The 13865-nt window shown below is 72.4% G+C and carries 13 protein-coding genes; 6 read left to right on the forward strand and 7 right to left on the reverse strand.

Going from position 1 to position 13865, the window contains the following annotated elements:
- Positions 1-79 precede the first annotated feature (79 nt).
- Positions 80-1543 (reverse strand): M1 family metallopeptidase, encoded by a 1464-nt coding sequence (locus K1T34_RS05195; protein WP_220243154.1) that lies wholly within the window; start codon positions 1541-1543, stop codon positions 80-82.
- A 77-nt stretch (positions 1544-1620) separates the two neighbouring features.
- Here K1T34_RS05195 and K1T34_RS05200 point away from each other — a divergent pair, with 77 nt between their 5' ends.
- The 3 genes from K1T34_RS05200 (at position 1621) to K1T34_RS05210 (ending at position 4179) form a co-directional block, all read left to right on the forward strand.
- Complete coding sequence (locus K1T34_RS05200) at positions 1621-2721, forward strand: sensor histidine kinase (RefSeq protein WP_220243155.1); 1101 nt, start codon at positions 1621-1623, stop codon at positions 2719-2721.
- A gap of 18 nt (positions 2722-2739) precedes the next feature.
- Positions 2740-3381 (forward strand): response regulator transcription factor, encoded by a 642-nt coding sequence (locus K1T34_RS05205; protein ID WP_220243156.1) that lies wholly within the window; start codon positions 2740-2742, stop codon positions 3379-3381.
- Between the two features lie 81 nt (positions 3382-3462).
- A complete protein-coding gene (locus K1T34_RS05210) occupies positions 3463-4179 on the forward strand; it encodes a DUF4190 domain-containing protein (protein WP_220243157.1) in 717 nt (238 codons plus the stop codon).
- A 4-nt stretch (positions 4180-4183) separates the two neighbouring features.
- Here the strand turns inward: K1T34_RS05210 and K1T34_RS05215 are convergent, their stop codons facing one another.
- Entirely contained in the window at positions 4184-5665 is a 1482-nt protein-coding gene (locus K1T34_RS05215) for a cobyric acid synthase (RefSeq protein ID WP_220243158.1), read from the reverse strand.
- On the reverse strand, positions 5662-6600 hold the full coding sequence (locus K1T34_RS05220) for a cobalamin biosynthesis protein (protein ID WP_220243159.1): 939 nt from the start codon (positions 6598-6600) through the stop codon (positions 5662-5664). The genes K1T34_RS05215 and K1T34_RS05220 overlap by 4 nt, the downstream gene beginning before the upstream one ends.
- Positions 6601-6636: 36 nt before the next feature.
- Between K1T34_RS05220 and K1T34_RS05225 the strand changes: the two genes are divergently transcribed.
- From K1T34_RS05225 to K1T34_RS05235, 3 genes are all read left to right on the forward strand, one after another.
- Positions 6637-7242, forward strand: a complete 606-nt coding sequence (locus K1T34_RS05225) for a bifunctional adenosylcobinamide kinase/adenosylcobinamide-phosphate guanylyltransferase (protein ID WP_220243160.1) — start codon at positions 6637-6639, stop codon at positions 7240-7242.
- 10 nt (positions 7243-7252) lie between these two features.
- Positions 7253-8272, forward strand: coding sequence for a nicotinate-nucleotide--dimethylbenzimidazole phosphoribosyltransferase (gene cobT / locus K1T34_RS05230; RefSeq protein ID WP_255638320.1), 1020 nt, complete (start codon positions 7253-7255; stop codon positions 8270-8272).
- A gap of 145 nt (positions 8273-8417) precedes the next feature.
- The gene (locus K1T34_RS05235) at positions 8418-9173 is read left to right on the forward strand and encodes an adenosylcobinamide-GDP ribazoletransferase (protein WP_255638321.1); all 756 of its coding nucleotides are present in this window, start codon (positions 8418-8420) and stop codon (positions 9171-9173) included.
- Between the two features lie 35 nt (positions 9174-9208).
- On the opposite strand, the gene K1T34_RS05240 is transcribed toward K1T34_RS05235, so the two are convergent.
- Genes K1T34_RS05240 through K1T34_RS05255 form a run of 4 tightly spaced genes read right to left on the reverse strand, consistent with a single transcriptional unit; the run spans position 9209 to position 13862 of the window.
- Complete coding sequence (locus K1T34_RS05240) at positions 9209-10159, reverse strand: redoxin domain-containing protein (protein WP_220243162.1); 951 nt, start codon at positions 10157-10159, stop codon at positions 9209-9211.
- On the reverse strand, positions 10160-11449 hold the full coding sequence (locus tag K1T34_RS05245) for an epoxide hydrolase family protein (RefSeq protein WP_255638322.1): 1290 nt from the start codon (positions 11447-11449) through the stop codon (positions 10160-10162).
- Positions 11450-11503: 54 nt separating this feature from the next.
- On the reverse strand, positions 11504-12529 hold the full coding sequence (gene cobC / locus K1T34_RS05250) for an Rv2231c family pyridoxal phosphate-dependent protein CobC (protein ID WP_255638323.1): 1026 nt from the start codon (positions 12527-12529) through the stop codon (positions 11504-11506).
- Complete coding sequence (locus K1T34_RS05255; protein WP_255638324.1) at positions 12522-13862, reverse strand: cobyrinate a,c-diamide synthase; 1341 nt, start codon at positions 13860-13862, stop codon at positions 12522-12524. Before K1T34_RS05255 ends, cobC begins: the two co-directional genes overlap by 8 nt.
- Between the last annotated feature and the right edge of the window lie 3 nt (positions 13863-13865).

Below are 13865 nucleotides of genomic sequence, written 5' to 3' on the forward strand. Positions count from 1 at the left end.
ATCAGACGGTCGGATCGGCCAGGGGCCGATCGCACCGCCTGATCGAGACGCCGGCGCGATCTCGCGGTCGCCGGTCATCTCACGCCCTCCAGTCCGGGTGGCCCGGCATCGCCGGAGTGGTGGACGCGTACAGCCAGTCGTGGAAGAACGCGCCCAGGTCGCGGCCGGAGACGCGTTCGGCCACGGCGACGTAGTCCTGCGTCGCGGCCGGGCGGCCTTGGAACTCGTCGAAGAAGGTGCGTTCGATGCGGTCGAAGGTCGCCGGGCCAACGAGGCTGCGCAGCGCGTACAGCGTGAGCTTGCCGCCGAGATCGGTGCCGAACATGACACCCGCCGCGTAGGTCTGGCGGGCGACCGGGCCGTTCTGCTTCAGGATCTCGTTGTTCTGCGCGTAGCCGGACTTCGCCGTCTCGTCGAACGGTCTCCCGCCGTGCTCGGAGTCGTAGAGGTCCTGGTAGAAGGTGGCGTGGCCTTCGCTGAGCCACATGTCGTCCCAGTGGCGCACCGGCACGGCGTCACCGAAGTACTCGTGCGTGAGCTCGTGCGCCATGGTCGAGACCTCGCGGGGGTTTTCGAGGGCCAGGGCGCTGTAGGTCGGCATCGCCGCGGTCTCCAGCGCGACGCCGCCACCGTAGAGGCGGTTGACGCCGAGGGTGCCGGCGCTCGCGTACGGGTACGGGCGGCCCAGGCGCTGCTCCAGCCACGCGATGATCTCCGGGGTCTTGCGCGCGGTGTCGAGCGCGGCCGGTTTCGCCGCCGTCGTCACGTAACTGCGCACCGGCAGGCCGTGCGGGCCCACCTGGTCGACCTCGGTGAAGTGGCCGGCCGCGAGCTGCACGACGTCGGTGGCCGTGGGCCGATCGACACGGAACACCGAGGTCACCCGGTCGCCCGCACGGTGCTTCCCGACGAGCGTGCCGCTGCCGACGCCCTGCACGTCGGCCGGGGTCGTGATCCGCAGGGTGTAGGTGGCCGGGTCGCCCGGCACATCGTCGGACGGGAAGACCGCGTGCTCACGGTCCGTCTGCCCCATCACCGCGAACCCGTCCGGGGTGTTCTGCCAGACACCGATGGCCTCGGCGAGATCGGGCGGCAGCGGCTGCCCGGTGGGCGACTGCGGGCTCTTCGCCCGGTCCGCGACGTAGCCGATCCGCACGGTGAAGGGCACGCCCTTGCGCACCGGCCGCGCGGGCGTGACCACCAGCTTTTCGCCCTGCACCACGAACTTCGCCGCCGTGCCGTCGACCTCGACCGTCCGGATCTCGCCCACGGCCGAGTCGAGCCCGAAGGACGACAGCGACTGCGTGGCGACGGCGCGCATCGTCACCGCCGCGTCCATCGTGGTCACGCCCGGCCGGTAGTCGAGGGAGACGTCGTAGTCGCGGGCGTCGTAGCCGCCGTTGCCGAGCCCGGGGAACAGCCGCTCGCCCGCGCTCAGCGCGCCGGGAGACGCGGGATCAGCCGTGGCGGCGGTCGCGGTGCCGGCGGCCAGCACCGCGGCGAGCCCTGCCACCGCTGCGGTTTTCACGATCGTTTTCACCATGCGCCCTACCTTGCCGAGACCGCCGCCGCACGCACATCAGCCGGGCAGCTCGAACGGGCTAACCGGAAAGTCGTACGGTGATCGCCGTGCGACTGCTGCTGCTCGACGCCTGCCTGGCGATCGCGGTCGCGGGCGCGCTCACGCTGGAGGCGCTCAACGGCGTGAACCGGCCCGCGCTGTGGCAGCTCACGATCGTGGCCGTGCTGGTGCTGTTGCTGCTGCGTCGCCGGTTCCCGCTGGTCACGATGCTGGCGATGGCGGTGCTGGCGTGGTTCGAGCCGACGGCGCAGCTCGCCACGATCTTCTCGCTCTACACCGTCGCGGCCCAGCGCGGACCGAAGTGGCCGACGGCGGTCGCGGTGGCCGTGGATCTGGTGATCACGTTCGTCACCTACCGGCCCGACGACCTGCAGGCCTGGGAGATCGTCGGCTTCGTCGCGGCCCTGATGCTGGTCCTGCCCTTGCTCGCGGGCCTGTGGATGCACCAGCGCGCCGTGCTCGTCGACGCCCTGCACGACCGCGCGGACCAGGCCGAACGCACGCGCGACCTGCTCGCCGAACGCGCCGTGACGGCCGAGCGCCGGCGGATCGCGCGCGAGATGCACGACGTGGTGGCCCACCGCGTGAGCATCGTCGCGCTGCAGGCCGGAGCGTTGTCCGTGCGCGCGCCCAACGACGAGACCGCGCGGCTCGCCGAGGTGATCCGCGAGTCGAGCGCCGCCGCGCTCACCGAGCTGCGCGACATCCTGCGGGTGCTGCGCGAGGAGGAGACCGAGCCGAAGGCGCTGCCGAGCCCGACGCTGGACGGCGTCGCGCAGCTGGCCGGCGACCTCGCCGCGGCCGGCGCGGACGTCGACGCCGAGGTACCCGATCCCCTGCCGCAGGTGCCGGAAATGGTGGGCCGGGCGGCGTACCGGATCGTGCAGGAAGCCCTGACCAACGCGGCGAAACACGCACCGGGCGCGCCGATCCGCGTCCGGCTGTCCCTCGACAGCGGCAAGCTCGTCGTCGAGGTGGCCAACGCCCTCGGCGCGTCGGCGGGCTTGCCCGGCGCGGGCTACGGCGTGATCGGCATGCGCGAGCGCGTGACGTTGGCCGGCGGCGCGCTGCGCGTCGGCCCTGACAGCTCGGGTGACTACGTGGTGCGCGCGGTGTTCCCGCTCGCCGGCGGTACGTGAGATGAGGAGGACGCTGCGGTGATCAAGGTCGTGCTGCTGGACGACGAGGTGCTCGTGCGCAGCGGCATCCGGATGATCCTCGAGTCGGATCCGGAGATCCGCGTGGTCGCGGAGGCGGGCGACGGCACGGGCGTCGCCGAGCTCGTCGCGCGGCATCAACCCGACGTCGTGCTCACTGACATCCAGATGCCCGGCGTCGACGGCCTCGAGGTGACCCGCGTGGTCACGGCGCTGCCCGAGGCGCCGGCGGTGGTCGTGCTGACCACGTTCGACCTCGACGAGTACGTGCACACCGCGTTGCGCCGCGGCGCCACCGGGTTCCTGCTCAAGGACACGCCGCCGCGCGACCTGGTGAGCGCTGTGCACGTGGTGCGCCGCGGCGAGGCGATGCTGTCGCCCGCCATCACGCGGCGGCTGCTCGGCGAGTTCGCCTCAGGCGGGGCCACGGAGAGCGCGAAGGCGCGGCTGACGGCGCTGACCTCCCGCGAACGCGAGGTCGCGGTGGCCGTCGCCGAGGGCTGGAGCAACGCAGTGATCGCCACCCACCTCGGCGTCAGCGAGGCCACCGTGAAGGTCCATCTGGGCCGCATCATGTCCAAAGTGGAGGCCTCGAACCGCACTCAGGTGGCCATTCTCGTGCACGATGCTGGTCTTGCTTGAATCGTTGTCGCGCAAGCGGTGCCCGGTTGGTTACGATCATGCCCGGGTCGGGGGATTCCACGGAGAATTCAGGGGACCCTCATGTCCGATTCAGTCCTGCCGCCCAAGCCGACCGGGCCGAGCTACCAGGACGCGCCACCGCCACCGCCGCCACCCGCGACGGGCAAGACCAACGGTTACGCCATCACCTCACTGGTGCTCGCGATCGTCCCGCTGCTGAAGGTGCTCTTCGGCTTCGCTCTGGCGATCCCGGGGATCAGCCTGCTGCTGAGCGTGATCTTCGGTGTCGTCGCGCTGCGTCAGATCCGGCGCACCGGCGACAGCGGCCGCGGCCTGGCCATCGCGGGCCTCGCCCTGTGCGGTGCGTGGCTGCTGACGCTGATCATCACCGCCGGCAACTCCTCCGGTTCGAGCAGCGAAGACGCCGCCATCGACGAGCTGTCGGGCGGCGGCAACAGCGTGTTCTCGGCCGAGCAAGGCGAGTGCTTCTCCGGCTACGACAAGCTCACCAGCGACATCGCCAAGGTCTCGTGCGACGTGGCGCACGCCGACGAGATCTATGCAGTGGTGCCCCTGCCGGAGTCCGAGAGCTATCCCGGCGAGGAAGCCCTGACCACGCTGAGCCGCCAGTACTGCACCACAGCGCAGTCGGGGTTCTTCGTCGACACCACGATGCCGGCGGACCTGGTGATGGGCGTGTACTACCCGCCGGCCGGAGCGTGGCAGAACCAGAACCGCTCGGTGGTCTGCACCCTGGAATCCAAGTCCGGCGTGCTGAAGGCCCCGGTGGCGCACTAGCGGATCACGGTGCGCCGGGCGGGACGAACGGCAACCCGCCCGGCGCACCGTTTTCCAGCAGCCGCAGCAACTGCGCGGTGTCCACTTCGGACTCGATGGCGTCGGCCAGGCGCTCCAGCATGTCCTCACGCAAGGCCGCGAAACCTGGCGCGTCCGGGGCCGGGGTCCAGTCGACCCCGGACTGCGCCGCCACCTCCGTGAGCCAGGCGCGGCGGAAGCCATCGTTTTCGAAGGCGCCGTGCCAGGTCGTGCCCCACACGGACCCGACGCGAAAACCGTCCAAAAAGGACTCTTCGGCGGTGCCCGATGCCGTGCCGTGGTGGATCTCGTAGGCCTCGACCCGGTGGCCGCGCCATTCGCCGACCGGGCGGCCGAGCACCTTCTCCCCCGCGAACGTGACGTCGGTGGGCAGTAGACCGAGGCCGTCGACCGTGCCGGCGCGCGACTCGACGTCGTCGTGGATTGTGGTGGCGAGCATCTGGTAGCCGCCGCAGATGCCGAGCACGGGACGGCCGGCGGCGGCGCGCGCGGTCACCGCGTCGGCGAGGCCGCGCTCGCTCAGCCAGCGCAGATCGTCCACGGTGGCGCGGGAACCGGGCAGCACCACGAGATCCGCGGCGGCGACCGTGTCCGGGTCGGCCGTGAGGCTCACCGTCACGCCGGGTTCGGCCGCGAGGGCGTCGACGTCGGTGGCGTTCGAGGCGCGCGGGAAGCGCACCACGGCCACGCGCAGCCCGCCGCCGCGCGGAGCCTCGTGCCGCCAGCCCGCGGCGGCCAGCGCGTCTTCGGAGTCGATCCACACGCGGTCCAGCCACGGCAGCACCCCGAGCACGGGCCGGCCGGTCACGTCTTCGAGGCTCTTCAGCCCCGGGCGCAGCAAGCCGACGTCGCCGCGGAACTTGTTGACCACCCAGCCCGCGACCAGAGCCTGGTCTTCCGGTGACAGCAGCGCGAGCGTGCCGAACATCGCCGCCAGCACGCCGCCCCGGTCGATGTCGCCGACCACGACCACCGGCAGCGAGAACCGCCGCGCCAAACCCAGGTTCACGTAGTCCCCGCCGCGCAGGTTGATCTCCGCGGGGCTGCCGGCGCCCTCGCACACGACCACGTCGAACCGGGAGCTCAGGTCCTCGAAAGCGCCGAACGCGATCTCCGCCAGCCCCGCGCGGCCGGTCGCGTACCCGCCGGCTTCCAGCGTGCCGAACGGTTTCCCGAGCGCGATCACGTGACTGCGCCGGTCGCTGCCCGGCTTGAGCAGCACGGGGTTCATCGCCGCTTCGGGCTCGACGCGCGCGGCGCGGGCCTGCAGCCACTGCGCGCGGCCGATCTCGGCACCGTCGGCGCAGACCATCGAGTTGTTCGACATGTTCTGCGCCTTGAACGGCGCCACCCGCACACCGCGGCGGGCCAGCCAGCGGCAGATCCCGGCCGTGACCAGGCTCTTCCCTGCATCGGACGTCGTGCCGGCGACCAGCAGCCCGCTCATCGCGCCACCGCCACCGCTGCTGCCACCAAGGCCGCGGCCGCGCCGGCCACGCGCGACAACCGCACCGCGCGGCGCAGGTCGACGGGCTGCGGCGCGCGGCCGTCACCGAGCGTGCCGCGGTCCTCGACCTCGCCGCCGTAGCTGTTGGTGCCGCCGAGACGCAGGCCGAGCGCGCCGGCGAACGCGGCCTCGACCTGGCCGGCGTTGGGGCTCGGGTGGTGCGAGCCGTAGCGCCGCCACGCCCGCCACGACGCCCGGGTCTGCCCACCCGCGAGCGGCGCGGACACCGCGGTGAGCACGGCGCCGGCCCGCGACGGGACGAGGTTGACGATGTCGTCGAGGCGCGCCGCCGCCCAGCCGAAGTTGCGGTGACGCGGCGAGCGGTAGCCGACCATCGCGTCGAGCGTGTTGAGCGCGCGGTAGCCGAGCAGGCCGGGGATGCCCGCGACGGCGCCCCACAGCAGCGGCGCGACCACAGCGTCGGACGTGTTCTCGGCGATCGACTCGGTAGCCGCGCGCGTGAGCTCCGCGGGGTCGAGCTCCGACGCGTCGCGCGCGCAGAGGTGCGACAGGCGGGCACGGGCGGCGGGGACGTCGCCGGCGTCGAGCAGCCGCGCCATCTCGCGGCCCTCCGCCGCGAGCCCGCGGCCGCCGAGCACGACCCACGTCGCGGCGGCCGTGAGGGCGAAGCGCGCGAAGGGACGTCGGCGCGTGCTCAGCTGAGCGGCCACGCCCAGGCCCGTCGCGGCTCCCGCGCACACCGCCGCGTACGCCGCTCCGCGCGGCTTCGAGTCGGCCCACCAGCGGCGTTCCAGCGCGCCGGCCCAGCTGCCGAACACCGCGACCGGGTGCCCGCGGCGGGGGTCACCGAAGAGTGAGTCGGCCGCATATCCGGTGATCAGGCCGGCCGCGGTGACGGCTTGTCGGAGTGGCACGTGGCGAACGGTAGCGCGTGCACGAGAATGCCGGGTATGACCAAGCTGACGCACCGGCTCGCCGGGTATCTCGAGACCCTGGCGCGGACCCTCCGCCGGTACGGACGCGACGACGGCAAGGTGCTGGTCCTCGGCGGCGTCCGCTCGGGGAAGTCGAGGCACGCGGAGCGGATCGTCGCGCACCACACGCACCTCGTGTACGTGGCCCCCGGCCTCCCCCCGAGCGACGACGACCCCGACTGGGCCGCCCGCGTCGCCGCGCACAAGGCCCGGCGCCCGCGCCACTGGACCACGGTGGAGACCACCGACCTCGCGACCGTGCTGCGCTCGGCGACGAGCCCGCTGCTCATCGACTGCCTCGGCACGTGGCTCTCGCGCGTGCTCGACGAGGTCGGCGCGTGGTCGGGCAAACCGGGCTGGGAGCGCCGTCTCGACGACCGGCTCGAGGACTTCCTGGCCGCGTGGACCCAGGCCCGCGTGCCCGTGGTGGCCGTGAGCAACGAGGTTGGCAGCGGTGTGGTGCCCGCTACGTCGTCCGGACGGCTGTTCCGTGATGTGCTGGGCGCACTCAACAACCGGGTGTCCGCCGAGTCCGACCGGAGTCTGCTGGTCGTCGCCGGGCGGGTGCTCGAACTGCCGTAAGGAGTCCGCCGTGCCGCGTTTCGACATTCCCGTGCCCGACGCCGCCGTCCGCGCCGCCGCGCAGGAGCGCCTCGACGGCCTGGTGAAGCCACTGGGCGCGCTGGGCCGGCTCGAGGAACTGGCCGCGTGGCTCAGCGCCGCCCACGGCGTGGTGCCGCCGCGTCCGCTGGACGACGTGCGCGTGGTCGTCTTCGCGGGCGATCACGGGGTGTCGGCGCAGTCGGCCTACCCGCGTGAGGTCACGGCGGCGATGGTGCGGGTGTTCCTCGCCGGGCGCAGTGGCGTCACGGTGCTCGCCGCGCAGGTCGGCGCTCGCGTGCGCGTGGCGGACATCGCGGTCGATTGGGACGCTTCGGATGTTCCGGCTTCCGTGACCGCGCACAAGATCCGCCGCGGCTCGGGCGCCATCGACGTCGAGGACGCGCTCGCCCCGGGTGAGGCCCTCGCCGCGTTCGAGGCGGGGCGCGCCATCGCGGCGGAGGAGGCGGACGCGGACCTGCTCATCCCGGGCGACATGGGCATCGGCAACACCACGATGTGCGCGGCCCTGGTCGCGGCCACGCTGGGCCTGCCCGCGGCCGAGGTCGTCGGCACGGGCACCGGTGTGTCCGGGGCGGCCTTGGACGCGAAGACGGCCGTGGTCGAGGCCGCGGTGCAGCGCGCCGCGGGACGGGTGGCCGATCCGTTCGAGCGGCTGACGGCGTTGGGCAGCGCCTGCGTCGCGGCCACCGCGGGGTTCCTCGTGGAGGCCGCGGTGCGGGGCATCCCCGTGCTGCTCGACGGCATCTTCTCCGGCGCGGCCGCCCTGGTCGCCCGGGACATCGCGCCGGGTGCCGAGCAGTGGTGGCTCGCCGGGCACCGCTCGACGGAGCCTTCGCAGGCGTTCGCGTTGAAGGCGCTCGGGCTCACGCCGATCCTCGACCTGGGCCTGCGCCTCGGCGAGGGCAGCGGCGCCGTCCAGGCCGTTCCGACGCTGCGTGCGGCGCGGGCGATCATCGCGGACATGGGGTTGCTGGCGGACCTCGCGTGAGGGCTGCCTGCGAGGACGTGAGGGCCACCGGAGCACGGCTCGAAGGATTCGGGTGGCCGTCTGCCAAGGCGCGGCGTAGCGCGGCGGGGCGGCCGGCGGCCGTTGTCAGGTGCCTCGATTCCGGAGGGCTGCGGGTGGGGCGCCGGTGAAGCTCGGCGACGCGCTGCGGCTGGCCTTCGGCACACTGACCACCGTGCCCGTGCCGGCCCCGCGCGTCATCGATCGAGGGGTGGCCGGGGCGGCGATGGTGCTGGGCCCGGTCGCGGCGGTCCCCCTCGCGGCGGCCGCGGGCCTGGTCGTGGCCGGCGGCGTGGCCGTGGGACTGCCCGCGCTCGCCGTCGCCGCCCTCGCGCTGGGAGTGGTGGCCCTGGGCAGCCGCGGCCTGCACCTCGACGGGCTGGCCGATACCGCGGACGGGCTCGGCGCGTCGTACGACCGCGCCAAAGCCCTCGACGTCATGCGCCGCGGCGACTCGGGCCCGACCGGGGTGGCGACGCTCGTCTTCGTGCTCCTGGTGCAGGTCGGTGCTTTGACCGGCGCCGTGTCGGCGGACCACGGCGTCGTGGCCGCCGTGGTCTCCGTGCTGGCGGGCCGGTGCACGCTGTCGATGTCGTGCGCGCGCGGCGTGCCGTCCGCCCGGCCGGAGGGGCTCGGAGCGACGGTGGCGGGGTCCGTGCCGCGGGTGGTCGCGGTGGCCGTCGGTCTGGTGGCCGCCGCGCTGGCCGCGCTGGCGCCCGGGTTGCCGTGGTGGCAAGGGGTAGCCGCGGTCGGCGCCGGGTACCTCGTCGCGGCCGCCTTGCTCGCCCGGTGCGTCCGGCGCCTCGGCGGAATCACCGGTGACGTCCTCGGCGCCGGAGTCGAAGTGGCGGTGGCGGCGACGCTGCTCACGCTCGCCGTCTGAGCCGCACCCGGTTCCGGTCGGCGACGGCGACGGGGCTAGCCGAACGTGAACACGTACGCCTGGGCGCCGGGTTCGAGGAAGGTGATCTCCAGCGTCCGCTCGCGGACCTCGTCGTGCTGGCGCACGAGCTGGTAGAGGCGAGCGTCCCGGAGCAGGCCGTTCCCGTCCTCGTCGACGTCCACACCGTGCGCCGGGCCCGGAGCCGCGCCATCGAGGAACACGCGGAAGAGAACCGGCTCCCCCGCACCGCGAGACAGCACGACATGCGCGTCCCGCGCGTGGAACCGGTAGGAGATGCTCCCGCCGGCTCGGTCGAGCACGACGTTCTCGGGCCCGATCGTCCAATCGCCGGCGAGGGCCCAGTTGCCGAGGTGCAGGCGCGGCGGGAGCCCGTAGGTGCGGCGTTCGTCGAACCCGACGCGGCCCGGCGACGCGAAGTGCTCACCACGCCCGTAGCCGAGATACGTCTCGGACGTCCGCAGGTGCTCCCAGTCGGCCTCGGCCTCCACGCCGCGCCCAGCGACGGAGACGAGCTCGCGCTCGACACCGAGCAGCCGCTGGATGACGCGCTCCGACTGCTCGTAGCGTCCTTCCCCGAAGTGGTGGTCGCGGATGACGCCTTGGGCGTCCACGAAGTAGAGCGCCGGCCAGTAGTGGTTGTCGAAGGCGCTCCAGATGGCGTAGTCGTTGTCGACCGTGACCGGGTAGTCGATTCCTCGTTCCATCGTCGCCTGCCGCACGCGGTCGATCTTGTGCTCGAACGAGAACTCCGGCGTGTGGACTCCGACGACGACCAACCCGTCGTCCCGATAGGCCCGCGACCAGGCGCGGACGTAGGGCTCCTGGCGCAGCCAGTTGATGCAGGTCAGCGTCCAGAAGTTGACGACGACGACGCGGCCCTCCAGCTCGGCGGGGCCGAGTGACCCGGAGTTGAGCCACTCGGCCCCGCCGAGCGCGGGCATCTGCACGCGTGCGGATACCGACATCTAGCGAACCGAACGCAATCCGGCGCGGACCTCGGAGGCGAACAGCTTCGGCTGCTCCCAGGCGGCGAAGTGCCCGCCCTTGTCGAGGCGGTTGTAGTGGACGAGGCGGGGATAGGCCTCCTCCGCCCAGCTCCGCGGCACCTGGTAGAGCTCGTCCGGGAAAACGCTCACCGCCACCGGGACGGAGACGCCCTTCGGGTCGAAGAAGCCGAGCTTGTTTTCCCGGTAGAGACGTCCCGAGGAAACCCCCGTGTTCGTCAGCCAGTAGTGGGTGATGTTGTCGAGCACGTCGTCTCGGGTCAGGCCCTCGTCCTGCCCGTCGAAGACGCGGGCGATCAGCGCCAGACTGGCCGAGTCGTGGTCGAGCATCCAGGCGGCGAGGCCGACGGGTGAATCGGCGATCCCGTAGAGCGTCTGCGGGTGGGTCCCCATCTCGAGGGCATAGGCCACGTCGGTCGCGAAGAAGTCCTTCAACTTTTCGTAGAGGCGGGTTCCCTCGTCGGACAGATCGGGCGGTGCCGGGCCGCCGGACTGCACGGCCTGGGCGACATCGGGTCGAACGGCGCCGGGGAAGTTGGTGTGGATGCCGATCAGGCCTCCCGGCGCCTGTGCACCCATCAGATCGACGATCTGCCCGCCCCAATCGCCGCCCGAGGCGACGTAGCGCTCGTAGCCCAGGCGCTTCATCAGCTGCGCCCAGGCGCGCGCGATGTGCTCGGGGCCCCAACCGGTGACGGCCGGCTTGCCCGAGAACCCGTAGCCGGGCATCGACGGGATCACCAGGTGGAACGCGTCCGCTTCGCTCGCGCCGTGGGCAGTGGGATTGGTGAGCGGATCGATGATCTTCAGCTGCTCGATGACCGAGCCGGGCCATCCGTGCGCGACGAGGAGCGGCAACGCGTCTTCGTGTTTCGAGCGAACGTGGATGAAGTGGATGTCGAGGCCGTCGATCTCGGTGATGAAGTGCGGTAGAGCCTTCAGCCTCTCCTCGCATCTGCGCCAGTCGTACTCCGTCGCCCAATAGCGGGCGAGCGCCTGCATCGTCTCCAGCGGCACGCCCTGCGAGATGTCCGAGACGGGTTCCTTTTCCGGCCAGCGAGTGGCCAGAATGCGCGCACGCAGATCATCAAGATCCGCATCGGGCGTCTCGACCGTGAACGGCCGGATCGCTTGATCGTGCGCTGCTCCTTCAGTCGTGACAGACATGCGTCTCCTCGGTGGGATGGGTGCGGTGGTCGATGTCGCGTTGCCGGACCAGACGCGAAACTCGGTACTGTGCCACCCGACCACCGGCGGTTCCTCACCCGAAACGAGTGATACGCACGGTTTCGTCGTGCTCGCCGGCTAGAGCGAGCGGGCCAGCGCGGCGACGAACCCGTCGGTCACCTCGCGGGAACGGACCGCCAGGCGCAGGTGCCGGGGGCCCAAGCCGGGGAACGTATCGCCGCGGCGCACCGCGTACCCCGCGGAGCGCAGGCGGGAACGCAGGCTTTCGTCGGGAGCCTCGATCAGCACGAACGGACCCCGCGGGTCACCCAGGACCGGAATGCCCAGTCCGCTCAGGCGGGACACGAGGTAGTCGCGGTCCGATTCGGCGGTGGCGGCCAGCTTTTCCGCTTCTTCCAGCGCGGTCGGGCGGCAGCAGGCGACCGTGGCGACCGCGGCCGGCGTCGACACCGACCACGGTGGCTGGACGGCCCGCAGCCGCGCGAGGACTTGAGGCGGGCCGAGGACGTAACCCGCGCGCAAGCCCGCCAGGCCCCACGTCTTGGTGAGGCTGCGCAGCACGACCACGCCGTCTAGCGACGAACCCGCCAGGCTCTCCGCTTCGCCGGGGATGGCGTCGAGGAAGGCTTCGTCCACCACGAGCAGGCGGCCGGGTTGTGCCAAGGCACGAAGTACGTGAGCGGGGTGCAGCACCGAGGTCGGGTTCGTCGGGTTGCCGACGAACACCAGGTCGGCCGACGCCGGGACGAGGCCGGGATCCAGCACGAAACCGTCCGACGACGGCAGGACTACACGCGAGACGTCGTGACCCGCCGCGCGCAGGGCGGCCTCGGGTTCCGTGAACTGCGGGTGCACGACCACCGCGTGCCGCGGCTTCAAAGCCGAAGCCAGCAGGGTGAACGCCTCCGCCGCACCGGCCGTCACCAGCACTTCGTCCACCGGACGGCCGTGCCGCGCGGCAACAGCTGCCTGTGCCGCCGACGGATCGGGGTACGCGGCCAGACTGTCCACAGCGGACACCAGCTCCCGCCGCAACCACTCGGGCGGGCGCGGCAGCCGGACGTTCACCGCGAGGTCCACCAGCCCCGGCCCGACCTCGCGATCGCCGTGGTGGTGCAGGTCGTAGTCCGAGGTGTCAGCCACGCGAAGCCACCTGGGCAAAGGTTCGTACGTGGGTAGCGAACCGTTCCGCCAGCTCCGGATACCCGGCCCAGTGCACATGCAGGTACGACGCGTGCAGCGAACTCGAAGCGAACCCGTCCACCGTCCGCTCCCAGCCCCACGCCGGCGACGGACCGGCCCCGGGCGTGAGCTCCGTGCGGTGGAACTCGTGGCCGGTCACGCGCTGGCCCGTGACCGCGAGCACGTTGTCCGCCAGCGAAACCGCCGTCCGGTACCCCAGCTTCCCGCGTTTGGTCATCACCGCGGTCGCGTCCACGACACCGGCCATCGGCAGTCCGTCCAGCTCACGGCACAGGTAGAGCAGCCCCGCGCACTCCGCGCTCACCGGCATACCCTGCCCGACCGCGTCCGCCACCGCCGTGAGCAACGGCTTGTTCGCCGACAGCTCCGCCGCGTGCACCTCCGGGAACCCGCCACCGAAGTACAACCCGGCACAGCCCTCGGGCAGCTGCTCGTCCCGCAGCGGATCCACGTCGACGACGTCCACGCCGAGCGAGGCCAGCAGCTCGACGTTCTCCGTGTACCGGAACGTGAACGCCGGCCCGGCCGCCGCGGCCACCACCGTCCGCGGTCCCTCGAAGCCACCGGGCGGTGTCCACACGGGACCGGTCAACGGCGGCGCCGCCCGCGCGACCCGGACCACGGCTTCAAGATCCACCCCGCCGGCCACCCACGACGCCAGCTCAGGCAACACCCGCTGCGAGTCGGCAGCGCGCTCGGCCGCGGGCACCAGGCCGAGGTGGCGGCTCGGCGCGTGCACGTTCTCGTTGCGCCGCAACGCACCCAGCAGCGGAACGCCCGTGGCCTCCAGCGCGGACGCGATCTCGTCCTCGTGGCGCTGCGAACCCAGCTTGTTCAGGATCACCCCGGCGAGGCGTACGCGCGTGTCGTAGTTCGCGAACCCGAGCACGGTCGCCGCGACGCTGCGCGAAGCGGCCGAAGCGTCGACCACCAGCACCACCGGCGCGTCGAGCACCCGGGCGACGTGCGCGGTCGACGCGTAACCCTCCGTGCCGAGCGCGCCGTCGAACAGTCCCATCACGCCTTCGATCACGGCGATGTCCGCGTCGGCGGAACCGTGGCGCAGCAAGGGAACCAGCCGGTCCTCACCCTGCAGGAACGGGTCGAGGTTGCGCGCGGGACGACCCGTGGCCAGCGCGTGGTAGCTCGGGTCGATGAAGTCGGGCCCGACCTTGTGGCCCGACACGCGGTGCCCGGCGGCGCGCAACGCCGCCATCAGCCCGGCGGCGATGGTGGTCTTGCCGTGCCCCGAGCCGGGCGCGGCGATGACCACCCG

This window comes from Amycolatopsis sp. DSM 110486 (assembly GCF_019468465.1).
GTDB lineage: Bacteria > Actinomycetota > Actinomycetes > Mycobacteriales > Pseudonocardiaceae > Amycolatopsis.